This window comes from Rhodoferax sp., assembly GCF_028715765.1.
Lineage (GTDB): Bacteria > Pseudomonadota > Gammaproteobacteria > Burkholderiales > Burkholderiaceae_C > Rhodoferax.
In genome coordinates, this window is record NZ_JAQURE010000043.1 from 1 (window position 1) to 25,647 (window position 25,647).

Here is a 25,647-nt window from a genome sequence, read left to right on the forward strand (position 1 = left end):
AGAGGTGCGCTTGCACAACACCCGTGAATCCAAACGTTTTCCCTTGTGGCCGCAGCAAGGCCAGGCAGACTATTTAGCCCCACCAGGTTACGAAGCGGTCTACCGCACCAACGCCATCACGCGCCACGGTGAACACGGTAACGCCTTGTTGTCGCGCTGGCCGGTGCTTACACACCAACATGAAGACATGTCGGATCATCGGCTTGAGCAGCGTGGCTTGTTGCATGTCAAGTTGCAGATCTATGGGCAAGAGGTGCATGTGTTGGTGGTGCATTTAGGGCTGGTCAAAGCCAGTCGGGTGCGGCAAGTGGCGCAATTGCAGCGCTTCATTGCGCGTGAAGTGCCACTGCATGCGCCTTTGTTGTTGGCCGGTGATTTCAATGATTGGGGTTCCAGCGTACAAAAAGCCCTGGCTGGGTCGCAATTGCACGTGTGGGGCGTGCGCCAACCCACATTTCCTTCTCGCTTGCCTTTGGCTCAGTTGGACTACGTGTTTGCCCGAGGGCTCACACCTTTGAGCCTGAGTGCGCCTCAAGGCCGGGCTTGGTGGCGCATGTCTGACCACTTGCCTTTGATTGCTGAATTTGCGTTGAGTGATGCTGCCTAGCCCATCCGACCCCGCAAGGCGGCAGCGTCAATCAGGTCATCAAGTTGAGCTGTTGCAAGGCTCGCAAAGTTATTTTTCAGCTTTGGTGCACGCCATTGAGGCCAGTTTGCACGAAGTTCGGTTTGAAACCTATATTTTTGATGTGCATGGTGCTGGCAGTCATGTGGCAGCTGCCTTGGAGCGCGCGGCCATGCGTGGTGTGGCTGTCACGGTTGTGGTGGATGGGGTGGGTACACCAGAGCTGAGTGCACCTTGGCCGCAGCGTTGGCGCTTGGCCGGTGTGCAATGGCGGGTATTTGCCCCGCTAGGAAATTTGGGGTTGATGGTTCCTAGCCGCTGGCGGCGCATGCACCGCAAGCTGTGCGTAGTCGATGGTGAAGTGGCTTTTTGTGGCGGGATCAATGTGCTTGATGATGGCTATGACCCCAATCACGGATTGCTGAGTGCACCGCGTTTTGACTTTGCCGTTCGGGTCACGGGCCCTTTGGTACAACACGCTCATGTGGCCATGAGCCAACTCTGGTGGCGGCTACAAGCTGCGCAAAAAGCCAGGCAAGTTGATTTGGAAGGGGCTTGGGCAGCTTTGCGTTTGGCGGTGCAAGCCAAGCGAGAGCTGGCGACCAATGAGGCAGCCACAGAGGGTGCTTGGGCTGAATTGGTGCTGCGTGACAACCTGCGTTTTCGCACCCGCATTGAACGCGCCTACCTCCACGCGTTGGCTGAGGCCAAGCAAGACATCGTGTTGGCCAACGCCTATTTTTTACCTGGCCGAAAAATGCGCACAGGCTTGATCAATGCTGCCCAGCGCGGGGTGCGGGTGCGCCTGTTGCTACAAGGGCGCTACGAATATTTCATGCAATACCACGCAACCCGTGCCTTGTATGCGCCGCTTCTGGCCGCTGGCGTGGAGATCTATGAATACCAGCCTAGTTTTTTGCATGCCAAAGTGGCGGTAGTTGATGACCAGTGGGCCACGGTGGGTTCATCCAACATAGACCCTTTGAGCCTGTTGCTGGCGCGCGAAGCCAATGTGGTGGTTCAAGATGAGCCCTTTGCTAAGGCGCTGAATTCAGCTTTGGAGACGGCTCTTACCACCGCTGCCCAGCAGGTGAACCCAGTAGCGCACGCCAGTCGCCCTTGGCGGCTCAAGTTGCTGGATGCCTTGGCTTACCTGGTGCTTCGCAGTTTGTTGTTTATTAACGGCAAACGCTATTAAATATATAGCTTCTTACACAATGAAATAGAGCTTTTAAGGCGAATAACCCTAGTATTAAAACACTGATACGATTCACCTCTGATCATTTCCTTTAGTCCATCATGAACTCTATCCCAGAAGACATTGGCACCCCGGTGTCAGTCAAAATTCGAGAGCGCATTGCGGTATCTCGCAAGCGGTTCCACGCCAATGACAACATCGCTGATTTCATTCAACCGGGCGAACTTGAGCTGCTGCTTGATGAGGTTGAAGAAAAAATGAAAGGCGTGCTCAGCAGTTTGGTGATTGACACCGAGCATGACCACAACACCGGTAACACCGCTCGCCGGGTGGCCAAGATGTACCTGAAAGAAGTGTTTCAAGGGCGGTATGTCAAAGCCCCTGAGATCACAGAATTCCCCAATGCCGAACACTTGAACGAGCTGATGATCGTTGGTCCCATCACGGTTCGCAGTGCTTGCAGTCACCATTTTTGTCCCATCATGGGCAAGGTGTGGATTGGCGTGCTGCCCAACGAACACACCAATGTGATTGGGCTCTCCAAATACGCCAGGCTGGCCGAATGGGTGATGGGCAGGCCGCAAATTCAAGAAGAAGCCGTGGTGCAGTTGGCTGACTTGATTCAGCAAAAAACCCAGCCTGATGGTTTGGCCATCGTGATGGAGGCCAGCCACTTTTGCATGAGCTGGCGCGGCGTCAAAGATGTTGACAGCAAAATGATCAATTCCGTGATGCGTGGCAGCTTCTTGAAAGATGCCAACCTGCGCCGCGAATTTTTATCTCTCATTCCCCAGAAAGGTTAAGCATGTTGGTTCGTTTACCTTATGCCAGTCGTGCCGTGGACACCAGTCCAGACGCCATCGAATCCATCTTGCATCAGTCGCGCGATCACAACCCGCACAGCGGTGTCACAGGTGTGCTGTGCTATGGCGGGGGTATTTTTTTGCAGGCCATTGAAGGTGGTCGCATGGCCATCAGCGAGCTTTATGGCCATATACAGCGCGATACGCGCCACAAAGACGTGGTGCTGCTGCACTACGAAGAAATTTCAGAGCGTCGCTTTGCTGGCTGGACGATGGGCGAGGTCAACATGACCCGCATCAATGCCTCTATCTTGCTCAAATACGCCGAGCGCCCAGAGCTTGACCCTTATTCTGTGTCGGGTCGCGTGTCATTGGCTTTGCTCGAAGAGTTGATGGCCACTGCTTCCATCATTGGCCGCGCATGAATCTGTGAGGGCGTTGTCTTGTGAGGCTGCGCCTTCACCACACACACGCAACACCGAGCCGTCAGAAGTGTTGGTCGGTTGTGACTTTTCTAGTGCGCCCAGCGCTAAAAAAAGTATTGTTTTAGCCCTCGGTGGCTTGTCATCAAAGCGTGTAATGCTCTTAAAAATAGAGCGTTTTACTTCTTTGACAGCTTTTTCTGACTGGCTTGATCAGCCTCAATCTTGGTTGGGTGTGTTTGATTTGCCATTTGGTCTGCCACGTGAATTGGTCACTGTTTTGGGGTGGCCCACAGACTGGTTGGCATGCATGCAGCATTTTTCAGCCATGAGTCGGTCTGAAATTCGGACAACCTTCATGAACTTTTGTGCCGCCAGACCGGTGGGTGGCAAATTTGCTCACCGCGCTACCGACCTGGCGGCGGGTTCAAGTTCCAGCATGAAATGGGTCAACCCACCTGTAGCCTACATGATGCATGCGGGCATCCCTTTGCTGTTGCAAAGCGGTGCGCATTTGCCAGGTTTGTTTACACCGCAGCACCCAGAAACTCAAGTGATGAAATTAGCTTTGGAGGGCTATCCGGGGCTCTTGGCTCGTGAAATCTTAGGTTCACGCAGCTACAAGGCGGATGACAAAGCCAAACAAACGCCTGAGCGACTGATTGCACGCAAAGACTTGATCACTGCTTTAGAGCAGGGCAGAACCCGCTTAGATTTACGGTTGAAACTCTCCAACGCCCAACGCGATGCCCTGGCTGACGACGCCACAGGTGACACCTTGGATGCCGTGCTGTGTCTGATGCAGGCCGCTTGGGCTAGTCAGCATCACGCATCTGGTGCAGCCATGTACGGTTTGCCACCGCACTTGGATGCACTTGAAGGCTGGATTGTGACGGCTTAGCTTTGGCGATTTGCTTTACAAGCCCTTAGCTGCGTTTTTGAATCAAAGTCTCTTGCAACTTACCTGCCAGTTGCGAAATGGCCAATGCGGCCGGGCAGCCTGGTAAGGTTTGCATCAACAGTTGGCGTTTCATCACAGCCATGCGAACCGATGGGTCCGCAGGAATGTCACCCATGTGAATCAATCGCACGTTTTCCCCTGGTTTGGCCACCACAAACCGATCCAGCACCTGTTGCAACTGGGTGGTGATGGCACGGCCGTCGCCCATGCGTGCGGTTTGGTTGATCACCATGCGGATAATTCTGCGTTTTTGCTCACCCACCAAGACTTTGATGGTGGCATAGGCATCCGTCAGCGAGGTGGGTTCTGGCGTAGCTACCACCAGCACTTCAGATGCCAGAGACACAGCGAACAGCACCACATCAGAAATACCCGCGCCGGTGTCGAGCAACACCACGTCGTAGTGTGGCAACAAGCCTGAAATGATGTGCAGAAAATCTTCTCGCACATTGGGTGTCAGGCGAGAGTATTCCACCATGCCAGAGCCGGCGAGCAGCACAGAAAAGCCACCAGGCGCTTTGACAATGGCCTCTTCAAGCTTGGCTTTACCCGTAAACACATCATGCAGCGTGATTTTGGGGTACAGATTCAACACCACATCCAAATTGGCTAGACCCAAGTCGGCATCAAGTACCAGCACTTTCTGCCCACGTTTGGCCAAGGCAGCTGCCAAATTGGCAGACACAAAAGTCTTGCCCACGCCACCCTTGCCACTGGTCACAGCCAGCACTTTACCCAGCGGGCGCAACGGCACTTTTTCAGGCGTCTGCGGAGTTTTAGAAGGATTCAAAAGGTCGCTCATTTCAGTTCATCCTATTCATTGCACTGCCTGATGAAGCGACAGAACTCTCTACAGCCATGTTCTCAATCCAGCCCGGTTCACCCAAAGAGAGCGGCCCAAACAATAAACTTTTTTCTTCTGCACTGACCGCCAAAACGGGTTGGGGTTCAATGCACACCCGGTTGCGTCCCTCAGACTTGGCGCGATACAACTCAATGTCCGCGCGGTCTATCCAAAGCTCAGCAGTTGAACGCACCCAGCGTGGCGCATATGCACCACCAATGCTGATGGTCACCGCAATGGACTCGCCGCTGGCCAGAGAAATTTTTAAAGCACTGATGGATTCACGAATTCGCTCGGCCACCACATGACCATAGTGCCCCTGACAACTGGGCAAAATCACCACAAATTCTTCGCCGCCGAACCGCGCCACGGTATCCATAGGTCGCACACACTTGATCAAGGTATTGGCCACGGCCTGCAGCACAGCGTCGCCGGCGGGGTGGCCATAGGTGTCGTTGACGTTTTTAAAGTGATCAATGTCCAGCATCAACAGCAGCGCTGGCTCACCCGAGCGGGCAACCACTTCAATTTCACGCACCAGTACTTGGTTGAAAAAGCGCCGATTGGCAAGACCTGTCAGGGGGTCTTTTTGGGAAATTTCACACAGCTTGTCGATAACAGTTTGCACATAATTCAAACTGCCGTCAGACGGATCGGGTAGCTCATGCGCGCTGTGTCCCAAAAGTGCACGCGCATCATCCAATTTGAGAAGCTTGAGATCAATCATGGCGTGAGGGGACGAGGTTTTTTGTCAAATTTTTTATCTATCTCACTTAAAGTCTAACAGGTTCATTTCCACGGCGATGCCGTTAAAAATGAGGTCAATCCCCAGTGTTTACGTGCTTTGCAGCTCATTCGCAGCGTGGGTACTTGGCCTCTGCGATGTTGTGAGTTTTTAAGTTTTGGAAAATGTCTATGAAACATGTGTGGTTGTGGTTTTGTTTGTTGAGCCCATTGTGGGTGGCTGCAGAAGTGTTTACCGCCAAGGTGACCTATGTCTCAGACGGTGATACCTTGTGGGTGAGCACAAAGGGTATGCCCGCGCGCAAACTGAGATTGTTGGGACTGGATGCCCCTGAAATTTGTCAGACAGGTGGTGTGGCCTCGCGCGATGCTTTGCGGCAATGGGTTGGGCAGCACACGGTGCAGGTCACGGTCATGTCCCAAGATCAATATGGCCGTGGTTTGGCTCGGGTGCAAATTGATTCGCAAGATGTAGGCGCTTTGATGGTGGCCTCAGGCCAGGCGTGGTCAAGCCGTTGGCATGGCCGACTCGGCCCCTATGCTCAGCAAGAGGCACAGGCCAAAGCGCAGGCTTTGGGGGTTTTTGCCAGCCATGCGGCAGAGTTGCCAAGAGACTTTCGCAAGCGCGTTGGCAGCTGTTACGAGCGCCTGCCCAATGGCCACCTCAAACTCAAGACCCTATGAAGGGCTGCCGCCGCAAACCGGGCAGCCCGACTGTTTGACCACATGCATTTGGGTGAATTCCATGGCACGCCCATCCAGCATGACCAAGCGCCCTGTGAGCGGCTGGCCTGCGCCACTGATCAATTTGAGTGCTTCAGCGGCTTGCATGCTACCAATGATGCCCACCAGCGGTGCGAACACACCCATGGTGGCGCACCGGGTTTCTTCAAAAGTGGCCTCGGGCGGAAACACACAGGCATAGCAGGGTGAAAGCGGGTCACGCGGGTCATACACCGCAATTTGGCCATCAAACCGAATGGCCGCACCTGACACCAAGGGTTTGCGGTGTGTCACGCAGGCAGCGTTGATGGCATGGCGGGTGGCAAAGTTGTCACAGCAGTCCAGCACCACATCGGCTTGCGCCACCAGCGCATCCAGCAGCGCTGCGTCTGCCCGTTGCTGCAGGGCTGTGACTTTGACCTGAGGGTTGATGGCTTCAATGGCCGCCGCAATCGAATGAACCTTGGGTTGCCCCACACGTGCCAGGGTGTGAGCCACCTGACGCTGCAAGTTGGTCATGTCTACCGTGTCATGGTCAACCACGGTGATGTGACCGACGCCAGCTGAGCCCAAATACAGCGCCACCGGTGAGCCCAAACCGCCAGCGCCAATGATCAACGCATGGGCAGCTGAAATGCGCTCCTGCCCCTCAATGCCAATCTCATTGAGCAGAATATGGCGCGAATAGCGCAGCAGGTCGTCATCGTCCATCACAACGCTCAGTTTTCTTTCTTTTCTTCTGGGCGTTCAACCAGCGTCTTGCTCACCAGCACCGGCTGACCCTTGAGCTGGTTGAGGGCTTGCATCAGCGGAAAGTCTTTTTCTGTGCCAAATTCTGGCAACTTGCGCTCTGACGGTGGTTTTTTCATCTCTTCTTCGAGCCTGACGCGCGCTTCCTCGCGGGCTTTTTCGCGGGCGGCGTCTTTGACTTCATCACCTTGACCGCTGTTGAGGTGTTTTTCAAGGTCTGCTTCGCGGGTGCGCAGGGCGGCAAACAGGTTGCCTTCTGCCGTTTCGTCCACCATGACATCCGGCACGATGCCCTTGGCCTGGATCGACTTGCCGCTGGGTGTGTAGTAGCGGCTGGTGGTGAGCTTGAGCGCAGCGGTGGGGCAGTTGTCCATGCGGAAAGCCGAATCCAGACACACTGCGGTTTGCACCGAACCCTTGCCAAAGGTTTGGTTGCCCAGCAGGGTGGCACGTTTGTGGTCTTGCAGAGCCCCAGCCACAATTTCGCTGGCTGAAGCAGAGCCTTCATTCACCAACACCACCAGGGGCACGGTTTTGATGGCACCTTGGGTTACTACGTCTAGCCGCTTGAGCGGGTCTGGCCCACTGCGGCGCAAATAGTAGCGTGGCGAAGCCTTGTAAGTGAACTTGCTCTCGGGCAACTGGCCGTTGGCAGACACCACGGTCACGTTCTCAGGCAAAAACGCCGCTGAAATAGCCACTGCGGCATCCAGATAGCCACCTGGGTCGTTGCGCAAATCCAGCACCAGACCTTTGAGCTTGGGGTCTTGCTTGTAGATGTCTTCCACTTTGCGGGCAAAGTCAGCCACGGTGCGTTCCTGAAACTGGCTGATGCGCACCCAGCCGTAGCCCGGCTCAATCACCTTGGCTTTGACGCTTTGGGTTTTGATTTCCTCGCGGGTGATGGTTACCGGAAAGGTGCGGTTTTCTTCCTTGCGAAAAATGCTCAGGTTGACCTTGGTGTTGGGCTCGCCACGCATGCGCTTGACCCCTTCGTTCAGGGTCATGCCCTTGACCGGGGTGTCGTCAATTTTCACAATCAGGTCATTGGGCTTGAGTCCAGCGCGGTAAGCCGGTGAGTCTTCAATAGGCGACACCACCTTGATCAAGCCTTCTTCTTGCGAAATCTCGATGCCCACACCGACAAACTTGCCGGTGGTGCCTTCGTTGAAGTCTTTCAGCGCTTTTTTGTCGAGGTAAACCGAGTGTGGGTCAAGCCCCGCCACCATGCCCGCAATGGCATCGGTGATGAGTTTTTTCTCATCCACAGGTTCCACATAATTGCTCTTGACCATGCCAAACACGGCGGCCAATTGCTGCAACTCTTCGAGCGGCAGCGGTGCCAGCGCACCGCGCGCCACGGTTTGCAATGACACCGTGGTCAAAGCCCCGGCAAACACGCCGACTGAAATCCAGCCTGCGACTTTTAATTTTTGACCCATGGTGTGTTCCAGCGCTTGTAAGCGAGTTGATTCAAAGCAGTTTGGACACGGCTCGGGGTGCCGTGTTCCCGGGGGAGCGCAAAAAAATCAGTTTTTACCCTGCGCTGCCACCGCCGCTGCAGCTTTGGCCGCGGCATCGGCATCGCCCAAATAATAGTGGCGAATGGGTTTGAGGTTGTCGTCGAGTTCATACACCAACGGAATGCCATTGGGAATGTTCAGCCCGACGATGTCGTCATCAGAGATGTTGTCGAGGTACTTCACCAGCGCCCGAATCGAGTTACCGTGCGCGGCCACCACAATCCGTTTGCCGTGCGCAATGGCTGGTGCCAAGGCCTCGTTCCAAAACGGCATGACCCGTGCCACGGTGTCTTGCAGGCATTCGGTCAGGGGCACTTGCTCAGGTGAGAGCTTGGCGTAGCGCACATCGGCGCGTTCGCAGCGCGGGTCGGTGGCTTCCAGCGCGGGGGGCGGGGTGTTGTAGCTGCGCCGCCAGATCAGCACTTGGGCATCGCCATATTGCTTGGCCATGTCTGATTTGTTCAGACCCTGCAGCGCGCCGTAATGGCGCTCGTTCAAGCGCCAACTGTTGACCACCGGCAACCAGGTGCGATCCATTTCGTCAAGCACATGCCACAGCGTGCGGGTGGCACGCTTGAGCACGCTGGTGTAGGCCACATCAAACTCATAGCCTTCGGCTTTGAGCAGGCGCCCGGCATTTTTGGCTTGTTCCAGCCCGGTGGGCGTCAAGTCCACATCCGTCCAGCCGGTAAAACGGTTTTCCAGATTCCAAGTGGATTCGCCGTGGCGAATCAAGACAAGTTTGTGCATGGTGAAAATCAGGGTATCGAAAAGGGTAAGAGCCACATGGGTTGCGCATTCTAAAATGCGCGGCTTGACTCAAGCTTAACTTCAGAAGGATCTTCAATTGAAATTTATTCTCGACAACTGGATGTTGATTCTGGTGGCACTCTCCGCCGGTGGCATGCTGCTGTGGCCCATGCTCAATGGGGCCGGCCCTGGTGCCCTCACGGCCGACGGCGCGGTGCAACTCATGAACCGCGAAAAAGCCGTCGTCATTGACATTTGTGAACCCGCCGAATACGCACAAGCGCATGTGGTGGGCGCCAAGAACATCCCCATGGGGCAGCTCGCAGACAAGTTGCCTGGCGCGGTGAAAAACAAGGCCTTGCCAGTGATTCTGGTCTGCCGCTCTGGCGCTCGCAGCAGCCGCGCGTTGGGCATTGCCAAAAAACTGGGCTACGAAAACGTCCAGTCGCTCTCTGGCGGCTTGGGTGCCTGGCGCAGCGCCAATTTGCCGATTGAAAAAGCCTGAATTTCCACCCCCATCACCAAGGTCAGCTCATGCAACCCGTCAAGATGTACACCACCGCTGTTTGCCCCTATTGCATTCGCGCCAAACAGTTGCTCAAAGCCCGTGGCGTTGAGCACATTGAAGAAATCCGCATCGACCAAAATCCGTCTGAACGAGACCAGATGATGGCCATCACCCAGCGTCGCACCGTGCCACAAATCTTCATTGGCAGCACCCACGTGGGCGGTTGTGACGACCTGGTGGCACTCGATGCCCAAGGCGGTTTGATGCCTTTGCTGCAAGCCGCTTGAAATCCATTTTTTACTTCCTTTTTTTAACTGAAAGACCTCCATGGCAGACAACCAAGACCCTATTTTTCAAATTCAACGCGTGTACCTGAAAGAAGCCTCGCTTGAGCAACCCAACTCCCCCGCCATCTTGCTCGAACAAGAGCAACCCACGGTGGACATTCAACTGGGTGTGAACGCCTCCCCCGTGGCCGACGGTGTGTATGAAGTCACCGTGACCGCCACCGTGCAAACCAAAATCAAAGACAAAACCGTGTTTTTGGTTGAAGCCAGCCAAGCCGGTATTTTCGAGCTGCGCAACCTGCCGCAAGAGCAAATGGGCCCCATCATGGGCATTGCCTGCCCACAAATCGTCTACCCCTACCTGCGCGGCAACGTGGCTGACCTGATTCAGCGCGCAGGCTTCCCACCCGTGCATCTGTCAGAGATCAACTTCCAGGCCATGTACGAGTCGCAACAACAGCAGCAAGCCGCCCAGCCAGAGGCCACGCTGCCGCAGTAATCTTTAGATAGAGTCAATGCTGGGGGCTGTGTGTCGTTGGGGCTGAGTTTGTTGAAGCCTTGACCGAGTACACAAACCCCTTGATAGACTCAGTGCGCTCAAGGTGAACCAAGCTCCATAGCTTCTACCTCTTTGAAATATTTAAGTCTTTTTGGCCTCTAGAGCGCATGAATAGTGCGTAACCAGCTATGAAAATAATTGTGTTGGGTGCGGGTGCCTGGGGCACAGCGCTGGCTGTCAATGCCAGTGCCCAACCCGCCTGTGCGCACCACGTCACCTTGTGGGCGCGCAACGCTGCGCTGGTGCAACAGCTGCACAGCCAGCGGCAAAACACCCGCTATTTGGCCGGCGTGGTGCTGCCAGCGTCGCTGCACCTGAGTCACCAACCCCTTGAGCAACTCAGCGCTTTGACCGACGGCGCTGATCTGGTGGTGGTGGCCACCCCCATGGCCGCCCTGCGCGACATGTTGACCGCGCTGGCCTCATGCCGTGCGCCAGTGGTCTGGTTATGCAAGGGTTTTGAAGCGCCTCATTCACATGGTTTTGGCCTTCTAGCCCATGAAATACAAGCTCAAGTTGCTCCTGAATTAAGAGTGGGTGCACTCAGTGGCCCCAGCTTTGCACAAGAAGTGGCGCAGGGCTTGCCGACCGCGCTGGTGGCTGCCAGTGCGCACGAGTCGGTGCGCCAAGCCATGGTGGCGGCGTTTCACAACCCTACTTTGCGGGTTTATGCCAATGACGATCTGGTGGGGGTAGAGGTGGGGGGCGCGGTGAAAAACGTGCTGGCCATTGCCACCGGCTTGTGCGACGGTCTGCACCTGGGGCTGAACGCCCGCGCGGCATTGATCACCCGTGGTCTGGCCGAAATGACCCGCCTGGGGTTGGCACTGGGTGCGCAAGCCACCACCTTCATGGGCTTGAGTGGCTTGGGTGATTTGGTGCTCACGGCCACTGGCGATTTGTCGCGCAACCGGCAAGTGGGCTTGGCTTTGGCGCAGGGCCACACCCTGGCGCAAGCCACGGCGCAGCTGGGGCATGTGGCCGAAGGGGTGTACAGCGCCCGCACCGTGGTGCAGCGTGCCACTGCTGTGGGTGTGGATATGCCCATTGCCCAAGCGGTGGTGGCGTTGTTAGACAATCAACTGAGCCCCGCCCAGGCGGTGGCTAAGCTCATGGGGCGTGAGCCAGCCCAGGAGCAAAACACCCCGTAATCCATCCCTGTCAACCTGTTGGCAAACCGTGTTGGCAAACTGTGCTGGTCTGATTTACCCCTGATTCAAAGGATATGACATGCGTGCCCATGGCGATTTCCCACCTGCTTTAGTGGCCGACTTGGCGCGCGCCGATGTCGCCAAAGCCTTGTCTGAAGACGTTGGCGCGGCCGACCTGACCGCTGGTTTGGTCGACCCACACACCCAGGCCACCGCCCGCGTGCTGGCGCGCGAGCCTGCAGTGATCTGTGGCTTGCCCTGGGTGCAAGCGGCGGTGCACGCGCTGGACCCGGCCGCACAGATCACTTGGCATGTGCCAGAAGGCCATCGCTGTGAGGCGGATCAAGTGGTGTTTGAGGTTCATGGCCAGGCCAGAGCGTTGCTGACCGCCGAACGCACAGCGCTTAATTTTTTGCAGTTGCTCAGTGCCGTGGCCACCAAGACCGACCATTTTGTCCAAGCCGTGCGCGACGTGCCAGGTGCCAGAGCCCACATTGTGGACACCCGCAAAACACTGCCTGGCCTGCGCCTGGCGCAAAAATACGCGGTATTGACCGGCGGCGGCAGCAACCACCGGCTGGGTTTGTATGACGCAGTGCTGATCAAAGAAAACCACATTGCCGCCGCTGGTGGCGTGTCTGCCGTGCTGAAGTTGGCCGCGCAAGTGGCACCCCAGGCCAAGTTTGTCGAGATTGAAGTTGAAACCCTGGCGCAGCTTGAAGAAGCCTTGGCCGCTGGGGCCGACATGCTGCTGCTGGACAACATGAGCTTGGCCACGTTGCACCAGGCAGTGCGCATCAATGCCGGACGCGCCATTTTGGAAGTCTCAGGCGGCGTGAAGCTTGACAGCGTGCGCGCCATCGCCTCCACTGGGGTCGATCGCATCTCGATTGGTGCCTTGACCAAAGACGTGAAAGCCATTGATTTTTCAATGCGTTTTAGCTCTCAAGGCCAATAAATACATGCACTAACAGCTCATCTATAAATAGCAAAGAAAAGCAAAGCAAAGCAACGCCATGACCAATTTTCTAAAAAATGTTGAATACGAGCAGCCGCTCACCCAAGCCCCCAGCACGGGGGACACCTGCGCCACCAAATACGCCTGGGCGCGGGTGCCTGTGGAGCCCGGGCCGGCGCAGCGCGCCGCCTTAAAAGACAAAATTCGCCGCCTGCTGAAAGAGCAAAACGCCGTCATGGTGTCGCACTACTATGTGCACCCCGACCTGCAAGACCTGGCAGAAGAGACCGGTGGCTTGGTCAGCGACTCGTTAGAAATGGCGCGTTTTGGCCGCGACCATGCCGCCCAGACCCTGGTGGTCTCGGGTGTGCGTTTCATGGGCGAAACCGCCAAAATTTTGTCGCCAGACAAGCGTGTGCTGATGCCTGACCTAGAAGCCACTTGCTCGCTCGACCTGGGTTGCCCGGTGACCGACTTCAGTGCGTTTTGTGATGCCCATCCTGATCGCACCGTGGTGGTCTATGCCAACACCAGTGCAGCGGTCAAAGCCCGTGCTGACTGGCTGGTCACGTCGAGCTGCGCCCTTGAAATCGTGCAAGCCCTTAAAGAAAAAGGGCACAAAATTTTGTGGGCGCCAGACCGGCATTTGGGGGGCTACATCCAGCGCGAAACCGGTGCCGACATGCTGATGTGGAACGGCTCCTGCATCGTGCACGACGAGTTCAAGGCGTTTGAGCTGGAGGCTTTGATGCGCGAGCACCCGCAAGCCAAAGTGCTGGTGCACCCCGAATCGCCCGCGCATGTGGTGGCGTTGGCGCATGCGGTGGGTTCCACCTCAGCCATTTTGAAGGCCGCACGCGAGCTTGACGCGCCTGAGTTCATTGTGGCCACTGACAACGGCATGATGCACAAACTGCGCACCTTGAACCCGGGCAAAGTGTTTGTGGAAGCCCCCACAGCTGGCAACAGCGCTACCTGTAAAAGCTGCGCCCATTGCCCCTGGATGGCCATGAACAGCTTGGCCGATGTGGCGCGGGTGCTGGAAACAGGTGCCAACGAGGTGCAGGTTGACCCCGCCCTGATTCCCCGTGCCCGCCAGCCCATAGACCGCATGCTGGCCTTTACGGCTGCGATCAAAGGCGGCACCGATGCTGGTGCGCTGGTGCCAAACATGGGTGCCGTTTAGGGCTGGTTAGCGTATGCGCAGTGGGTCGCGGCGGCGGTCTGTTGGCACCGGTTGCGCCGGGTCGGGCGGCTGGGCTTGCGGGTCTGTCCACCTGAAAAACTTGCAAATTTCTGCCCGCTGGCGCATGGCATCGTCGTAGCCCAGCGCCATCAGCTCCTGGGTGTAGCCTTTCTCAAACAGCAAATAGCTGGCCAAAGCTGAGCCTTTGATGTCTGCCGCTTTCGACGACACCCCCACGCCCCCCAGCAGCGTGCGCACAGCCCTGGGCAGCTCGTCAATGTGGCGCGCTGCAATCTCATCGAGCCGTTTTGAGGGCGAGATCAGCAGCAGCTCCACCTGGCGCAAATGGCTGGCACTGCGCAGCTCTTGCGGCACCAAGTTCAGGGTTTGGTTGATGCGCTTGATGCGTTCCACATCCACCGATAAGGCATCCAGAAAAATGTTCGAGAGCGCATGCCCGGCAATTTGTGCCAAGGTGGGGTAGCTGCCCAGGTTAGGTAAAGCGCCTTGGGTTTTAGGCTCGTGCATGCGCCCCGCGCCAATCACGCAAATGCGCTCAGCGCCCAAATGAATGGCCGGTGCAATGGGGGCAGACTGGCGCATGGAGCCGTCGCCAAAAAAGGCGGTTTGCCCTTCAAGGTGCAAGGCTTGCGCTGGAAACACAAACGGGATGGCGCTGGAAGCCAGCAAATGCGCGTGGGTGATTTTGTCGCGCAGACCACGGCGCTGTGAGCGCACCCACGGCAGCAAGCGCCGGTCGCCCTGAAAAAAAGTAATGTGCTCGCCCGAGCTGTAGCTCGACGCCGTGACCGCCAGCGCCTGCAAGTGGCCACTGCGAATCAAAAATGGCAGCCGCTCCAGCGGCACCAGTTGTTTGAGCAGCTCGGTCAACGGCGTGTTGTCCAGCAGCGACTTGGGCTTGACGCGGCGCCACTTGGCAATCAACCAGCCCATCGACAACAGCGTCATCCACTTGGCGCCGGTGCGCAGCATGCTGACCGAGTCGGCGCGGTACACCTGATGGGCTGAAAAGTTGCGCCAGACCTTGCCAATACTGCGCACTGTGCTCTCAAAATCATCACACCCACAGGCCAGTGCAGCGGCATTCAAGGCACCCGCTGAGGTGCCGCCAATGATCGGGAACGGGTTGCCCTCAGCGCCTGCGCCACACGCCAGGCGCACATCAGCCAAGGCCTCCAGCACCCCCACTTGGTAAGCCGCACGGGCACCCCCCCCGGTCAACATCAAAGCGGTGGAAGAGGGGGCTTCCGGCAGAAATTCAGTGGGAGAAAACGGATCGTGCGCCATCAAATCATTATCGGCACCGCCCTGGGCTGTCAGCCTGCAAATGCATGCGGGTGAACCCTGCGTCGGGAATACCCTGATTTGCTTTAATCAATAAGGTCATGCTTATCTTGGCTAGACTACAAGCCCCTTAGGAGATACCCATGGCAATCGTTGAACAAACCGTGATGGACGCACTGAAAAGCGTCATCGACCCCAATACCGGACGTGATTTCGTCAGCAGCAAGTGCATCAAAAACCTCACCATTTCCGACGACGATGTGGCGTTTGAAGTGGTGCTGGGCTACCCCGCCAAAAGCCAGCAGGCCGGCTTTCGCAAAGCGCTGATCGCAGCGGCCAAGTCGGTCGCTGGCGTGGCCAACGTGTCGGTCAACCTCAGCACCCAAATCACCGCGCACGCTGTGCAGCGCGGTGTGGCGTTGCTGCCCAAAGTCAAAAACATTGTGGCGGTGGCTTCGGGCAAAGGCGGCGTGGGCAAAAGCACCACTGCGGTCAACCTGGCGCTGGCGCTGGCGGCTGAAGGTGCCAGCGTGGGCTTGCTCGATGCCGACATCTACGGCCCCAGCATTCCTATGATGATGGGTATTGACGGCAAGCCCGAAAGCGTTGATGGCCAAACCATGGAGCCTCTAGAAAACTACGGCGTGCAAGTCATGTCGATTGGTTTTTTGGTAGCTCAAGACGAAGCCATGATCTGGCGCGGTCCCATGGCCACCCAGGCTTTGGAGCAATTGCTGCGCCAAACCAACTGGAAAGACTTGGATTATTTGATCGTCGACATGCCCCCCGGCACCGGCGACATTCAGCTCACCTTGAGCCAGCGTGTGCCCATGACTGGTGCCGTGATCGTCTCCACCCCGCAAGACATTGCTCTGCTGGACGCCAAAAAAGGCATCAAGATGTTCGAAAAAGTCGGTGTGCCAATTTTGGGTATTGTGGAAAACATGGCGGTGCACGTGTGCAGCAACTGCGGCCACATTGAGCATATTTTTGGTGCCGACGGTGCCAAAAAAATGGCCGCCGAGTACCAAATGGACTACCTCGGTGCCTTGCCGCTGAACATGCAAATTCGCCTGCAGGCCGACAGTGGCAAGCCCACCGTGGTGTCTGACCCCGACAGCGACGTGGCCGGCCTCTACAAAGCCGTTGCGCGCAAAGTGGCGCTGGCCATTGCGGCCAAAAACAAAGACTTTTCCAGCAAGTTTCCAAGCATCAAGATTTCCAAAGAGACTTGAAGACCCCATGGCTCCTTGAAGGTGCCTTGAATCGGTTGGCTTGTTGCAACCAGCTTTGTACAATCTACCTCCAGTGATGTATATCCAACAGGAGGTTAGCCGTGCAAGTGTCAAAGTGGGGTAATAGCCTGGCAGTGCGCTTGCCGGTGACCTTGGTGCAGCAATTGGGCATCGCCGAAGGTGATGAAATTATTTTGCAACCCGCTGCTCGCAAGGCACGCCAGCCATTGCATGTGGATGTTGTGCGCGAACCCAACAAGTTGCAGCGGCTGCAAGCCATGCGCCGACTGCGCGCGCCTTGGCCGTCAGACTTCCGGTTTGATCGTGATCAGGCCAACAGTCGGTGAAGATTTTCATTGACACCAATGTGCTCATCTACTGGGTGGATGAGAGTGCACGCGCAGACCGGGTTGAGCAGTTGCTGGCTCAGACCAGTGTCATCAGTGTGCAGGTGCTCAACGAGTTTGCCAATGTGCTACGTAAAAAGCGAGGCCTGTCGCTTGACGACATTCAGGCGCTCAGTAATACGTTGATTGAAACCTGTCTTGTACATGACCTGGGTGTGCGCACGCACCAGTTGGCGTTGGTGTTAATGGCACGTTACAACTTTTCCTTGTACGACGCGAATATCGTGGCAGCCGCTGGCTTGAGCGGTTGTGCCGTGCTGTACACCGAAGACATGCAGGATGGCCTCACGGTCAAGTTGCCCGACTTTGCCGGAGGCAGCACACTGAGCATCCGCAACCCGTTTCGGGGTTGATTCGTTTCGCAATTTGCAACCGCGCTTTGACATCATTTCACGCGTGTGCCGTGCACTGGGCGTGAATCTGGTTGCGCAAGCCAGGTTGGTTCAGGCTGCTGGGTGAAGCACAAATCATGCGATCTTTCACCCCCCTCGCTTTAGATGACTTACGACCCGCTCAAAATTACTTTTTGTCTCTCGGCATAGGCATCTTTTGAGATCAGGTTGCCATCAAACAGGCGCTTCAACTCCACCGGTTGTTCCTCTTTGGTTTTAGACGTGGCAGTTGCTGTAAGTGACTTTGGCGGCGGTGACCAAAATAGCTGGCTAGAACAGCAGGGCGCGCACGTTGCAGCCGAGATTGAATTCGCCGTTTTTTGAATTGGTGATGCATCCTATTTATTCTGAAATCAGAATAAAATCTTGGCATGATCCGAATTCAGCAAAAACCCCTAAGCTGGCTTGGCGACAGCATTGATGTGGTGAAGAACTTCGCGCAAGAGGCAAAAAAAGAAGCGGGTCACCAACTCGGACGCGTGCAGCTAGGTCACGAACCTACGGACTGGAAGCCCATGGAAACAGTCGGTGCCGGGGTCAAAGAAATTCGGATAAAGATCGAGAAGGCTTACCGCGTGCTTTATGTTGCCAAATTTTCTGAGGCTATTTACGTGCTTCATGCCTTTGAGAAAAAGACACCCAAGACCAGCAAGGTTGATCTTGATCTGGCCAACACCCGCTATCGGCAGCTTGTGAACGAGAGGAAGAAAAAATGAACCCATTCCAAATAACCCCGGGCAGTGACAATGTTTTTGCCGATCTGGGCTTTGACCCGCAAGAAGCGCAAAACCTGCTGCTGCGCTCGCAGACCATGATGGTGATCACCCAATGGTTTGAGGAAAGCGGTATGACGCAAGCGGCCGCCGCCAAAACGCTGGGCTTGACGCAGCCGCGCTTAAATCAGTTGCTCAAAGGCAAGATTGGTGAATTCAGCCTAGACGCGCTGGTCAACCTTGCCACCTGTGCCGGCATGCGTGTGGGCTTGACCATCCGACCCATAGCGGGTGTCAGGGCCAAGGCGGCGAAGGCAGCCAAGGGGGCGAAAGTTACGCAGACCGGGCAAAGGCAGACCGCGTAACGCCTCTGGATTGCTTCGGATTTGCTCTTTAAATTGCAGCTATCTGCGCATTGTTGGCGCATCTGGCCATCACCGCAACCGGTGACTTCGACTTGGTGCATTGGGGTCTGACCCAATTCACCCAGTTTGTACTGAGCGCCTTTGTAGGATTACAAGACCTGACCCCTGACTCTGCAAAAGTTGTTAATAAGTGATTACACTGCAATCATATTTATAGGCAAGCAAATGTCGGCGTTCACAGCTTGGCTGGATGCACGCAACGACAGCATGACACGCATTCGTTTGTCCAAGGCGCAGCGTGGACTGCTTGGCGACATTGCACCGGTAGGCGAGGGCGTGTTCGAAATGCGTGAGTTTTTGGGTCCAGGCTGGCGCATGTACTTTGTGCAACGTGGTGATGTATTGCTTGTGATGCTTGGTTGTGGCGATAAGTCCACCCAAAAGCTGACATTGCAGCTGCGATTGCCTTGTCCAAAACTATTTAGGAGTGAGTCACCATGACACAAAAAATTAAACTTGCTGATTTGCCGGTGTTCGACCTAGCCGAACAGCTCAAAACTGACGAGGACATCGCCAACTACCTGACGCTGGCGTTGCAAGACGACAACCCGGCCGAATTACCCCACGCTCTGGGCATGATTGCGCGTGCGCGTGGCATGACCGAGGTGGCCAAAGTCTCGGGCTTGAGCCGCGAAGCCTTATACAAAGCGCTGCGACCCAATTCACAACCGCGCTTTGACACCATTTCACGCGTGTGCCGTGCACTGGGCGTGAATCTGGTGGCACAAGCCAAGCCGGTTCAGGCTGCTGGTTGAAGCAAAAATCATGTGATCTTCCACACCCCCCATCGCTTTGGATGACTTATGACCCGCTCAAAATCACTTTTTGACGCTCTGCATAGGCATCTTTTGAGATCAGGTTGCCGTCAAACAGGCGCTTCAATTCAACCAGTTGTTCCTCTTTGGATTTGGGTGCGGCTGTGGCCGCTGGTGGCGTGGTCGGGCTGGGTGCGGCAGCGCTATCGGTAACCACTGGGCTGTTCGGAATGGCGCAATTCTTCTGATTCATCTGGTTGGCCAGATGCACCTTGCGTGAATCAGCCGCAGCAATGGCTTCGTTGGCGTTGGCGGCGGTGCCCAAAATGGCTGGCCAGAACAGCAGGGCGCGCACCACGTTACCGCCGGTCACGCTCTTTTCTTTGTCTGCTTCGGTGCGAAAGCGCTCGGCATCGGCGTACTCATTTTGCAATTGGGCGCACGACAAACCGTTATCGCCGGGTTTAACGGACTGAACGACGGTGGGTGAGGCGCAAGCGCCAAGGAGCACCGTTGAGACGGCGGCGACCAAGAGTTTTTGAAATTTCATTGCTTAACCTTAAGAGTTGAGATGGTGATGGTCTTGGTTGTTTTTTCTACCAGCGTGCCATCGACGCAGGTTGGCCAACGATGCGGAAATTCAGACAAAAGTCGGTCGCGTCTTCAGGCGAGGCCGAAGGCAAATTGACTTGACTGAAAAGGGGAAAACTTCAAACAGACACTCCCTTGGTTGTTTATGGGCTTGTCGGTGCGAAGCCTATTTATCACCAATATAAACAATATTTATCTAAAAACTGCGTGTATTGGCTGAATGGTTGCATGTCAGTGCCGACGAGCTGCGTTTTGGCACCTTGACCCCGGCTGTCAAGTCTCAGGCGGGCAGTTTTGACACCACGGCGCTCACCATGCAAGACCGCGACATGCTGGTCAAGTACACCGCGCTGTCGGTCGCCGACCGCAAGACGGTGTGCGACGTGGTGCTGGCGCTGGCTGTGGCAGCCAGTGTGAAAGCGCGAGGGTGACTTTCGTTATCTCTTGACGTTTGAGGTGTTGCGCGAGGAATTTTTGCAACCCATGGGGTTGATCGCCCACGCGCTGGGGATGGCGCTGCAAGTACCTGCGCCGCGCATCAATGACATTGTGCGGGAGCGCCGCGCCGTGACTGTGGACAAGGCTCTGCGTATGGCCAAGTACTTTGGTTGCAGCGCTGAATTTTGGATGGGGCTGCAAACCGACTTTGACATGGCAACGGCTCGCGCAACCATGGCCGATGTGCTAGAGCGAATATCAGCCAGGGAAGTAGCGCACACCTGAAGCGATGTGCCACAGCTGTGCCGCTCAAACAGGCCAGCATGCACAAACGGTCAAGCTCCTGGCTCATCGTGCTGACGCCATTGCCAAGGTATCGGCGTGTCAATATCCGTTCGCGTACCACTGGCGGTTTGCTATTCTCTACACCATGCAAACAACATCATCCTTCATCGTGCCGCTGGCTTCCATCGGGCATGCCAGTGCCACCCGTCAGCGCCGCGTCAATCAACTCAAAGGCCGTCAGTCCGAAACCCAGGCGCTTGCTGACGTGCGTGCACTCATTGGCGCCGCCCCGCAAGACGGTCACCCGCGTGACCTGCTGATAGAGCACCTGCACCTGCTCAATGACCATCATGGCGCTTTGTTTGAGCGCCATTTGGTGGCGCTGGCTTTTGAGATGCGCGTGCCCGTGGCCGAGGTGTATGAGGTGGCCAGCTTCTACCACCACTTTGACATCTTGCGTGACGACGAGGTGGCCCCGCGCCTGACAGTGCGGGTGTGTGACAGCATCAGCTGCGCCATGGCTGGTGGCAACGCACTGCACCAGTGCCTGCAAGGTCAGTTGGGCGACGGCGTGCGCGTGGTACCAGCCCCGTGCATGGGCCGCTGCGAGCAGGCTCCGGCGGCGCTGGTGGGGCAGCAAGCCGTGGTCCAGGCTACGCCGCAAGCCGTGCAGCAGGCGGTGCAAGAGGCTTTGGAGCGTCTTGAAATATTTACAGAAAATAGGCCTCTAGCCCTTTTAAATGAAGCGCAAGCAGCTATTGAATACGTAGCATTTGACGCCTACCGTGCGCAGGGTGGGTATGCCCTGGCGGCGTCTGTGGTCAACGGCGAAGAAACGCCCGATTCAGTGCTGGCGGCGCTGGAGCGTGCTCACCTGCGTGGCCTGGGTGGCGCGGGTTTTCCTACTGCACGCAAATGGCGCACCATGCTGGCGCACCCGGTGCCCAAAATGCTGGCTGTGAATTTGGACGAGGGCGAGCCCGGCACCTTCAAAGACCGTTATTACCTAGAGCGCGACCCGCACCGGTTTTTAGAGGGCATGCTGATTGCCGCGCAAGTGGCTGGAACGCAGGCCTGCTACATCTACCTGCGCGACGAATACCCTGAACTGCGTGCCTTGTTGACCCGTGAGATTGAAGCGCTGCAGGACAACCCACCGTGCCCGCTGCCGCACATTGTGTTGCGCCGGGGTGCTGGCGCGTACATCTGCGGCGAAGGCTCGGCCATGCTGGAAAGCCTGGAGGGCAAGCGTGGTGAACCGCGGCTGCGCCCGCCGCACCTGGCCGACAAGGGCCTGTTTGGCCTGCCCACGCTGGTGCAAAACTTTGAGACGCTGTACTGGATTCGCGACATTCTGGACAAAGGTGCCGACTGGTTTGAACACCTGGGCGTGCATGGCTATGGTGGCTTGCACAGCTACAGCGTGAGCGGTCGGGTGCGCCTGCCTGGCATGAAGCTGGCACCAGCGGGCATCAGCGTGCGCGAACTCATTGACCAGCATTGCGGCGGCATGGCAGACGGGCATGAGCTTTACGCTTATTTGCCTGGCGGCGCCTCTGGCGGCATTTTGCCGGCTAGCTTGGCGGACTTGCCGATGGACTTTGACTCGCTGCAAGCCTATGGCTGCTTCATGGGTTCTGCCGCGGTGATCGTGCTCAGCCAGCACGACCGCGCCCGTGACGCGGCACTCAATGCGCTTGAATTTTTTGCCGCCGAGAGCTGTGGTCAGTGCACGCCATGCCGGGTGGGCACAGTGCGTGCAGCAGCGTTGATGAAAGCGCCAGTGTGGGACAACGCCGCGCTCGATGACTTGACCGAGGTGCTGACTGAGGGCTCGATCTGCGGGCTGGGGCAGGCCGCGCCACACCCGATTCGCTGTGTGCAGCGTTACTTTTCACATGAAATTGGAGGTGCTCTATGAGCGGCGTGACGATTGAGCTCGATGGTCGCAAAGTCCAGGTGCAACCCGGCTTGAGCATTTTGCAAGCGGCCGCCAACTGCGGCGTGGACATTCCCCACCTGTGCACCTGCGACGGCCTGCGCACCGAGGGCAATTGCCGCAGTTGTCTGGTGGAAGTGCAGGGCGAACGCAACCTGGTGCCCAGTTGCAGCCGCAGCGTCAAGCCCGGCATGGTCGTGCAGGTCAACAGCCCACGTGCTGTCAAAAACCGTGCGCTGGTGCTGGAGCTGATGCTCTCAGATTTGCCTGAGGGAGGTGACTACGGCGAGCTCAGCGCAGCGGCCATGCAGGCTGGTGTCACAGTGCGGCCAGCGTTGCGCCAAATCAGCCCCCACCCCAACCCTCCCCCAGCGGGGGAGGGGGCAATCCAGCAAAGCCATTCGGCTGTGGCTCCTTCCCCCGCTGGGGGAAGGCAGGGGTGGGGGCTGGCGCATGACGCCTCGCACCCCGCCATGCTGGTCAACCTGGATGCCTGCATTCAATGCACCCGCTGTGTGCGCGCCTGCCGCGAGGCACAGGTCAACGGGGTCATTGGTCTGGCGGGGCGTGGTGCTGACACGCGCATTGTGTTTGACCTGGCCGACCCCATGGGCGCCAGCAGCTGTGTAGCCTGCGGCGAATGCGTGCAAGCCTGCCCCACCGGAGCCATCAGCGCCCGGCCGCTGGCCACTTTTGCTGCCGATGCGCCGCCAACTGCTGAAACAACAGTGGACTCGGTTTGCCCCTACTGCGGCGTGGGTTGCCTGCTCACCTACCACGTCAAAGCCAACCACATCGTGCGCGTAGACGGGCGTGATGGCCCGGCCAACCATGGCCGTCTGTGCGTCAAAGGACGCTATGGTTTTGATTACATCCATCACCCCCATCGCTTGACCCAGCCGCTGATTCGTCGCAGCGATGTGCCCAAAGACGTGAACGTGTCGCGTAACCCCGACGACTGGGCGCAGGTGTTTCGTCCGGCCACTTGGGACGAGGCGCTGGCCTTTGCCGCCGGCGGTTTGAAAAACCTGCGCGATACCCATGGCCCCAAAGCTCTGGCTGGTTTTGGCAGCGCCAAAGGCAGCAACGAAGAAGCCTACCTGTTTCAAAAACTGGTGCGCACCGGTTTTGGCTCTAACAACGTCGACCACTGCACCCGCCTGTGCCACGCCAGCAGCGTGGCCGCCTTGCTTGAAGGCTTGGGCTCTGGCGCGGTCAGCAACCAGATCAACGACGTGGCGCACGCGGACTTTTGCCTGGTGATTGGCTCCAACACCGCAGGCAACCACCCGGTGGCCGCCACTTGGATCAAAAACGCCGTGCAGCGCGGATTGAAGCTAGTAGTGGCCGACCCGCGTGGCACTGATTTGGACAAACACGCCTGGCGCACCCTGCGCTTCAAACCCGACACCGACGTGGCCTTGATCAACGCCATGCTCTACACCGTGTTTGACGAAGACCTGATTGCGCACGATTTCATTGCCCACCGCGTAGACAACGCCCAGGCCGTGCGCGCAGCGGTGCAGCCCTTCAGCCCAGAGGCCATGGCGCCCGTGTGCGGCATGCCCGCAGCCACTATCCGCGAAGTGGCGCGCGCCTATGCCAACGCCAAATCCGCCATGATCTTCTGGGGCATGGGTGTCAGCCAGCACACCCACGGCACCGACAACGTACGCGCCCTCATTGCCCTGTGCATGGTGTGCGGTCAGATCGGCAAACCCGGCAGTGGCCTGCACCCCTTGCGCGGCCAAAACAACGTGCAAGGTGCCAGCGATGCTGGCCTGCTGCCCATGATGTTCCCCAACTACCAGCGCGTCAGCGACGCGCAGGCTCATGCCTGGTTCGAGACCTTCTGGGGCACGTCGCTGGACCCAGAGCCTGGCCTGACCGTGGTGGAAATCATGCACAAAGCCCTGGCGCCAGATGCCGACCCGCACAAGGTGCGCGGCATGTTCATTCAGGGTGAAAACCCGGCCATGAGCGACCCCGACCTGAACCACGCCCGCCAGGCTTTGGCATCGCTCCAGCACCTGGTGGTGCAAGACATCTTTTTGACCGAAACCGCGTGGCTGGCCGACGTGGTGCTGCCCGCCACCGCCTGGCCTGAAAAAACTGGCACGGTGTCCAACACCGACCGCATGATTCAGATGGGTCGCCAGGCCATCAACCCGCCCGGCGACGCGCGTGCCGACTTGTGGATCATCCAGCAAATGGCGCAGCGCATGGGCTTGAACTGGCATTACGCGGGTGATCACCACGGTGTGGCCGAGGTGTATGAGGAAATGCGCCAAACCATGCCGGCTGTGCTGGGCGGTGTGTCGTGGCAGCGGCTACAAGAGGAAAGCAGCGTCACCTACCCCTGCCCACGAGCGGACGACCCCGGCCAGCCCACGGTGTTCATCGACCGCTTTCCCACCGCCAACGGCCGCGCGCAACTGGTGCCCACCACCCTGACGGCCGAGCACGAGCAGCCCGACCCCGACTTTCCCCTGGTGCTGATCACCGGTCGCCTGCTGGAGCACTGGCACACCGGTAGCATGACGCGGCGCAGCCACGTGCTGGACGCGCTGGAGCCTAGTGCCATGGCCAGCGTCAACGCGCGTGAGCTGGCGCGCCTGGGGCTGAAAGCCGGTGACATGGCGCGCCTGCGCACCCGTCGCGGCCAGATCGACGTGATGCTGCGCTGTGACGAAGGCACGCCCGATGGCGCGGTGTTCATGCCGTTTGCGTTTGTGGAAGCTGCTGCCAACCTGCTGACCAACCCGCTGCTGGACCCGGTGGGCAAGATACCAGCGTTCAAATACTGCGCGGTGGCGCTGGAGGCTGTGGTACACACGTCATGAACCCCAAACATCGGGTCTCATCGTGTCGCTTAGGGGTGTATCCCTCTCGTCAGGCAGGCGTTCAGCGCGCGGCTGGCATGCCCCACAGCTGTGCCAGCCGCGCGTCTCGGCCACAGCTTTTGCGATAAAACTCATAGCGCACCGGATTGACCTAGTGGTAGTTTTGGTGCTCCGGCTCGGCCGGGTAAAAGTCGCTGGCCAGTTCAATCTGCGTCTGGATTGGCTCAGCAAAGGGTTTAGACGTTTGCAGCGTGGACAGTGAATCTTTGGCCTGCTGCAACTGCTGCGCGCTGGTGGCAAAAATGGCGGTGCGATAGGCGTTCCCAA

31 protein-coding genes are annotated in these 25,647 nt (G+C 57.5%); 23 read left to right on the top strand and 8 right to left on the bottom strand.

Annotation, left to right across the window (positions count from 1 at the left end):
• The 5 genes from PHT20_RS13240 to PHT20_RS13260 all read left to right on the top strand — a co-directional run.
• Positions 1–607, top strand: a 607-nt coding sequence (locus tag PHT20_RS13240; RefSeq protein ID WP_301020883.1) for an endonuclease/exonuclease/phosphatase family protein, incomplete at its 5' end; no start/stop codon positions are given.
• Positions 597–1,823 (top strand): cardiolipin synthase ClsB, encoded by a 1,227-nt coding sequence (gene clsB, locus PHT20_RS13245; RefSeq protein WP_301020884.1) that lies wholly within the window; start codon positions 597–599, stop codon positions 1,821–1,823. The genes PHT20_RS13240 and clsB, both read left to right, overlap by 11 nt.
• Before the next feature lie 101 nt (positions 1,824–1,924).
• Entirely contained in the window at positions 1,925–2,626 is a 702-nt protein-coding gene (folE, locus tag PHT20_RS13250; protein ID WP_300082532.1) for a GTP cyclohydrolase I, read from the top strand.
• 2 nt (positions 2,627–2,628) lie between these two features.
• Positions 2,629–3,051: a BLUF domain-containing protein gene (locus tag PHT20_RS13255; protein WP_301020885.1), complete on the top strand. Its 423-nt coding sequence runs from the start codon at positions 2,629–2,631 to the stop codon at positions 3,049–3,051.
• A 154-nt stretch (positions 3,052–3,205) separates the two neighbouring features.
• Complete coding sequence (locus PHT20_RS13260; protein ID WP_301020886.1) at positions 3,206–3,949, top strand: DUF429 domain-containing protein; 744 nt, start codon at positions 3,206–3,208, stop codon at positions 3,947–3,949.
• Positions 3,950–3,974: 25 nt separating this feature from the next.
• Here PHT20_RS13260 and PHT20_RS13265 read toward each other — a convergent pair whose 3' ends face one another.
• Together PHT20_RS13265 and PHT20_RS13270 are read right to left on the bottom strand one after the other, a co-directional pair.
• On the bottom strand, positions 3,975–4,811 hold the full coding sequence (locus PHT20_RS13265) for a MinD/ParA family protein (protein ID WP_300082540.1): 837 nt from the start codon (positions 4,809–4,811) through the stop codon (positions 3,975–3,977).
• 1 nt (position 4,812) lies between these two features.
• On the bottom strand, positions 4,813–5,580 hold the full coding sequence (locus PHT20_RS13270; protein WP_300082543.1) for a GGDEF domain-containing protein: 768 nt from the start codon (positions 5,578–5,580) through the stop codon (positions 4,813–4,815).
• Between the two features lie 188 nt (positions 5,581–5,768).
• Between PHT20_RS13270 and PHT20_RS13275 the strand changes: the two genes are divergently transcribed.
• Positions 5,769–6,281, top strand: a complete 513-nt coding sequence (locus tag PHT20_RS13275) for a thermonuclease family protein (RefSeq protein ID WP_301020887.1) — start codon at positions 5,769–5,771, stop codon at positions 6,279–6,281.
• On the opposite strand, the gene moeB is transcribed toward PHT20_RS13275, so the two are convergent.
• The 3 genes from moeB to gpmA form a co-directional block, all read right to left on the bottom strand.
• Entirely contained in the window at positions 6,276–7,031 is a 756-nt protein-coding gene (moeB, locus tag PHT20_RS13280) for a molybdopterin-synthase adenylyltransferase MoeB (protein ID WP_301020888.1), read from the bottom strand. The genes PHT20_RS13275 and moeB overlap by 6 nt on opposite strands.
• Positions 7,032–7,039: 8 nt before the next feature.
• Positions 7,040–8,512, bottom strand: coding sequence for a S41 family peptidase (locus PHT20_RS13285; protein ID WP_301020889.1), 1,473 nt, complete (start codon positions 8,510–8,512; stop codon positions 7,040–7,042).
• 87 nt (positions 8,513–8,599) lie between these two features.
• Positions 8,600–9,343 (bottom strand): 2,3-diphosphoglycerate-dependent phosphoglycerate mutase, encoded by a 744-nt coding sequence (gene gpmA / locus PHT20_RS13290; protein ID WP_301020890.1) that lies wholly within the window; start codon positions 9,341–9,343, stop codon positions 8,600–8,602.
• A gap of 97 nt (positions 9,344–9,440) precedes the next feature.
• Here gpmA and PHT20_RS13295 point away from each other — a divergent pair, with 97 nt between their 5' ends.
• The 6 genes from PHT20_RS13295 to nadA all read left to right on the top strand — a co-directional run bounded on the left by PHT20_RS13295 (position 9,441) and on the right by nadA (position 13,992).
• Positions 9,441–9,848 carry a rhodanese-like domain-containing protein gene (locus PHT20_RS13295; RefSeq protein WP_301020891.1) on the top strand — a complete coding sequence of 136 codons (408 nt, stop codon included), beginning with the start codon at positions 9,441–9,443 and terminating at the stop codon, positions 9,846–9,848.
• 29 nt (positions 9,849–9,877) lie between these two features.
• Entirely contained in the window at positions 9,878–10,138 is a 261-nt protein-coding gene (grxC, locus tag PHT20_RS13300; RefSeq protein WP_301020892.1) for a glutaredoxin 3, read from the top strand.
• A 40-nt stretch (positions 10,139–10,178) separates the two neighbouring features.
• Complete coding sequence (gene secB, locus PHT20_RS13305) at positions 10,179–10,637, top strand: protein-export chaperone SecB (protein ID WP_301020893.1); 459 nt, start codon at positions 10,179–10,181, stop codon at positions 10,635–10,637.
• 188 nt (positions 10,638–10,825) lie between these two features.
• Positions 10,826–11,848 (top strand): NAD(P)H-dependent glycerol-3-phosphate dehydrogenase, encoded by a 1,023-nt coding sequence (locus tag PHT20_RS13310; protein ID WP_301020894.1) that lies wholly within the window; start codon positions 10,826–10,828, stop codon positions 11,846–11,848.
• A gap of 79 nt (positions 11,849–11,927) precedes the next feature.
• The gene (gene nadC, locus PHT20_RS13315; RefSeq protein WP_301020895.1) at positions 11,928–12,806 is read left to right on the top strand and encodes a carboxylating nicotinate-nucleotide diphosphorylase; all 879 of its coding nucleotides are present in this window, start codon (positions 11,928–11,930) and stop codon (positions 12,804–12,806) included.
• Positions 12,807–12,864: 58 nt separating this feature from the next.
• The gene (gene nadA / locus PHT20_RS13320) at positions 12,865–13,992 is read left to right on the top strand and encodes a quinolinate synthase NadA (RefSeq protein WP_301020896.1); all 1,128 of its coding nucleotides are present in this window, start codon (positions 12,865–12,867) and stop codon (positions 13,990–13,992) included.
• A 6-nt stretch (positions 13,993–13,998) separates the two neighbouring features.
• Here the strand turns inward: nadA and PHT20_RS13325 are convergent, their stop codons facing one another.
• Positions 13,999–15,300, bottom strand: coding sequence for a patatin-like phospholipase family protein (locus PHT20_RS13325; protein ID WP_301020897.1), 1,302 nt, complete (start codon positions 15,298–15,300; stop codon positions 13,999–14,001).
• A gap of 140 nt (positions 15,301–15,440) precedes the next feature.
• On the opposite strand from PHT20_RS13325, the gene apbC reads away from it, so the two are divergent.
• The 7 genes from apbC to PHT20_RS13360 all read left to right on the top strand — a co-directional run bounded on the left by apbC (position 15,441) and on the right by PHT20_RS13360 (position 19,224).
• On the top strand, positions 15,441–16,532 hold the full coding sequence (gene apbC / locus PHT20_RS13330) for an iron-sulfur cluster carrier protein ApbC (protein WP_301020898.1): 1,092 nt from the start codon (positions 15,441–15,443) through the stop codon (positions 16,530–16,532).
• Between the two features lie 101 nt (positions 16,533–16,633).
• Positions 16,634–16,879 (top strand): AbrB/MazE/SpoVT family DNA-binding domain-containing protein, encoded by a 246-nt coding sequence (locus PHT20_RS13335; RefSeq protein ID WP_301020899.1) that lies wholly within the window; start codon positions 16,634–16,636, stop codon positions 16,877–16,879.
• Complete coding sequence (locus tag PHT20_RS13340; RefSeq protein ID WP_301020900.1) at positions 16,876–17,292, top strand: PIN domain-containing protein; 417 nt, start codon at positions 16,876–16,878, stop codon at positions 17,290–17,292. The genes PHT20_RS13335 and PHT20_RS13340 overlap by 4 nt, the downstream gene beginning before the upstream one ends.
• 410 nt (positions 17,293–17,702) lie before the next feature.
• On the top strand, positions 17,703–18,047 hold the full coding sequence (locus tag PHT20_RS13345; protein WP_301020901.1) for a type II toxin-antitoxin system RelE/ParE family toxin: 345 nt from the start codon (positions 17,703–17,705) through the stop codon (positions 18,045–18,047).
• Positions 18,044–18,409: a helix-turn-helix transcriptional regulator gene (locus PHT20_RS13350; RefSeq protein WP_301020902.1), complete on the top strand. Its 366-nt coding sequence runs from the start codon at positions 18,044–18,046 to the stop codon at positions 18,407–18,409. The genes PHT20_RS13345 and PHT20_RS13350 overlap by 4 nt, the downstream gene beginning before the upstream one ends.
• A 267-nt stretch (positions 18,410–18,676) precedes the next feature.
• Positions 18,677–18,910, top strand: coding sequence for a type II toxin-antitoxin system RelE/ParE family toxin (locus PHT20_RS13355; RefSeq protein WP_301020903.1), 234 nt, complete (start codon positions 18,677–18,679; stop codon positions 18,908–18,910).
• Complete coding sequence (locus PHT20_RS13360) at positions 18,907–19,224, top strand: addiction module antidote protein (RefSeq protein WP_300082594.1); 318 nt, start codon at positions 18,907–18,909, stop codon at positions 19,222–19,224. The genes PHT20_RS13355 and PHT20_RS13360 overlap by 4 nt, the downstream gene beginning before the upstream one ends.
• A gap of 46 nt (positions 19,225–19,270) precedes the next feature.
• Here PHT20_RS13360 and PHT20_RS13365 read toward each other — a convergent pair whose 3' ends face one another.
• Positions 19,271–19,774 carry a hypothetical protein gene (locus PHT20_RS13365; protein WP_301020904.1) on the bottom strand — a complete coding sequence of 168 codons (504 nt, stop codon included), beginning with the start codon at positions 19,772–19,774 and terminating at the stop codon, positions 19,271–19,273.
• A 253-nt stretch (positions 19,775–20,027) separates the two neighbouring features.
• On the opposite strand from PHT20_RS13365, the gene PHT20_RS13370 reads away from it, so the two are divergent.
• The 4 genes from PHT20_RS13370 (at position 20,028) to fdhF (ending at position 25,320) form a co-directional block, all read left to right on the top strand.
• Positions 20,028–20,246, top strand: a complete 219-nt coding sequence (locus PHT20_RS13370; RefSeq protein WP_301020905.1) for a hypothetical protein — start codon at positions 20,028–20,030, stop codon at positions 20,244–20,246.
• A gap of 25 nt (positions 20,247–20,271) precedes the next feature.
• On the top strand, positions 20,272–20,538 hold the full coding sequence (locus tag PHT20_RS13375) for a HigA family addiction module antitoxin (RefSeq protein WP_301020908.1): 267 nt from the start codon (positions 20,272–20,274) through the stop codon (positions 20,536–20,538).
• Positions 20,539–20,683: 145 nt separating this feature from the next.
• The gene (locus PHT20_RS13380) at positions 20,684–22,459 is read left to right on the top strand and encodes an NADH-ubiquinone oxidoreductase-F iron-sulfur binding region domain-containing protein (RefSeq protein ID WP_301020906.1); all 1,776 of its coding nucleotides are present in this window, start codon (positions 20,684–20,686) and stop codon (positions 22,457–22,459) included.
• The gene (gene fdhF / locus PHT20_RS13385; RefSeq protein WP_301020907.1) at positions 22,456–25,320 is read left to right on the top strand and encodes a formate dehydrogenase subunit alpha; all 2,865 of its coding nucleotides are present in this window, start codon (positions 22,456–22,458) and stop codon (positions 25,318–25,320) included. Before PHT20_RS13380 ends, fdhF begins: the two co-directional genes overlap by 4 nt.
• Before the next feature lie 151 nt (positions 25,321–25,471).
• Here the strand turns inward: fdhF and PHT20_RS16770 are convergent.
• Positions 25,472–25,647: peptide-methionine (S)-S-oxide reductase (locus PHT20_RS16770; protein WP_366520938.1), on the bottom strand; the 176-nt coding region annotated here is incomplete at its 5' end.

Bases quoted from the DNA above. Each gene is read 5' to 3' on its own strand.
- clsB (WP_301020884.1), top strand. From the start codon at position 597: ATGCTGCCTAGCCCATCCGACCCCGCAAGGCGGCAGCGTCAATCAGGT.
- folE (WP_300082532.1), top strand. From the start codon at position 1,925: ATGAACTCTATCCCAGAAGACATTGGCACCCCGGTGTCAGTCAAAATT.
- PHT20_RS13255 (WP_301020885.1), top strand. From the start codon at position 2,629: ATGTTGGTTCGTTTACCTTATGCCAGTCGTGCCGTGGACACCAGTCCA.
- PHT20_RS13260 (WP_301020886.1), top strand. From the start codon at position 3,206: ATGCTCTTAAAAATAGAGCGTTTTACTTCTTTGACAGCTTTTTCTGAC.
- PHT20_RS13265 (WP_300082540.1), bottom strand. From the start codon at position 4,811: ATGAGCGACCTTTTGAATCCTTCTAAAACTCCGCAGACGCCTGAAAAA.
- PHT20_RS13270 (WP_300082543.1), bottom strand. From the start codon at position 5,580: ATGATTGATCTCAAGCTTCTCAAATTGGATGATGCGCGTGCACTTTTG.
- PHT20_RS13275 (WP_301020887.1), top strand. From the start codon at position 5,769: ATGAAACATGTGTGGTTGTGGTTTTGTTTGTTGAGCCCATTGTGGGTG.
- moeB (WP_301020888.1), bottom strand. From the start codon at position 7,031: ATGGACGATGACGACCTGCTGCGCTATTCGCGCCATATTCTGCTCAAT.
- PHT20_RS13285 (WP_301020889.1), bottom strand. From the start codon at position 8,512: ATGGGTCAAAAATTAAAAGTCGCAGGCTGGATTTCAGTCGGCGTGTTT.
- gpmA (WP_301020890.1), bottom strand. From the start codon at position 9,343: ATGCACAAACTTGTCTTGATTCGCCACGGCGAATCCACTTGGAATCTG.
- grxC (WP_301020892.1), top strand. From the start codon at position 9,878: ATGCAACCCGTCAAGATGTACACCACCGCTGTTTGCCCCTATTGCATT.
- secB (WP_301020893.1), top strand. From the start codon at position 10,179: ATGGCAGACAACCAAGACCCTATTTTTCAAATTCAACGCGTGTACCTG.
- PHT20_RS13310 (WP_301020894.1), top strand. From the start codon at position 10,826: ATGAAAATAATTGTGTTGGGTGCGGGTGCCTGGGGCACAGCGCTGGCT.
- nadC (WP_301020895.1), top strand. From the start codon at position 11,928: ATGCGTGCCCATGGCGATTTCCCACCTGCTTTAGTGGCCGACTTGGCG.
- nadA (WP_301020896.1), top strand. From the start codon at position 12,865: ATGACCAATTTTCTAAAAAATGTTGAATACGAGCAGCCGCTCACCCAA.
- PHT20_RS13325 (WP_301020897.1), bottom strand. From the start codon at position 15,300: ATGGCGCACGATCCGTTTTCTCCCACTGAATTTCTGCCGGAAGCCCCC.
- apbC (WP_301020898.1), top strand. From the start codon at position 15,441: ATGGCAATCGTTGAACAAACCGTGATGGACGCACTGAAAAGCGTCATC.
- PHT20_RS13345 (WP_301020901.1), top strand. From the start codon at position 17,703: ATGATCCGAATTCAGCAAAAACCCCTAAGCTGGCTTGGCGACAGCATT.
- PHT20_RS13350 (WP_301020902.1), top strand. From the start codon at position 18,044: ATGAACCCATTCCAAATAACCCCGGGCAGTGACAATGTTTTTGCCGAT.
- PHT20_RS13355 (WP_301020903.1), top strand. From the start codon at position 18,677: ATGACACGCATTCGTTTGTCCAAGGCGCAGCGTGGACTGCTTGGCGAC.
- PHT20_RS13360 (WP_300082594.1), top strand. From the start codon at position 18,907: ATGACACAAAAAATTAAACTTGCTGATTTGCCGGTGTTCGACCTAGCC.
- PHT20_RS13365 (WP_301020904.1), bottom strand. From the start codon at position 19,774: ATGAAATTTCAAAAACTCTTGGTCGCCGCCGTCTCAACGGTGCTCCTT.
- PHT20_RS13380 (WP_301020906.1), top strand. From the start codon at position 20,684: ATGCAAACAACATCATCCTTCATCGTGCCGCTGGCTTCCATCGGGCAT.
- fdhF (WP_301020907.1), top strand. From the start codon at position 22,456: ATGAGCGGCGTGACGATTGAGCTCGATGGTCGCAAAGTCCAGGTGCAA.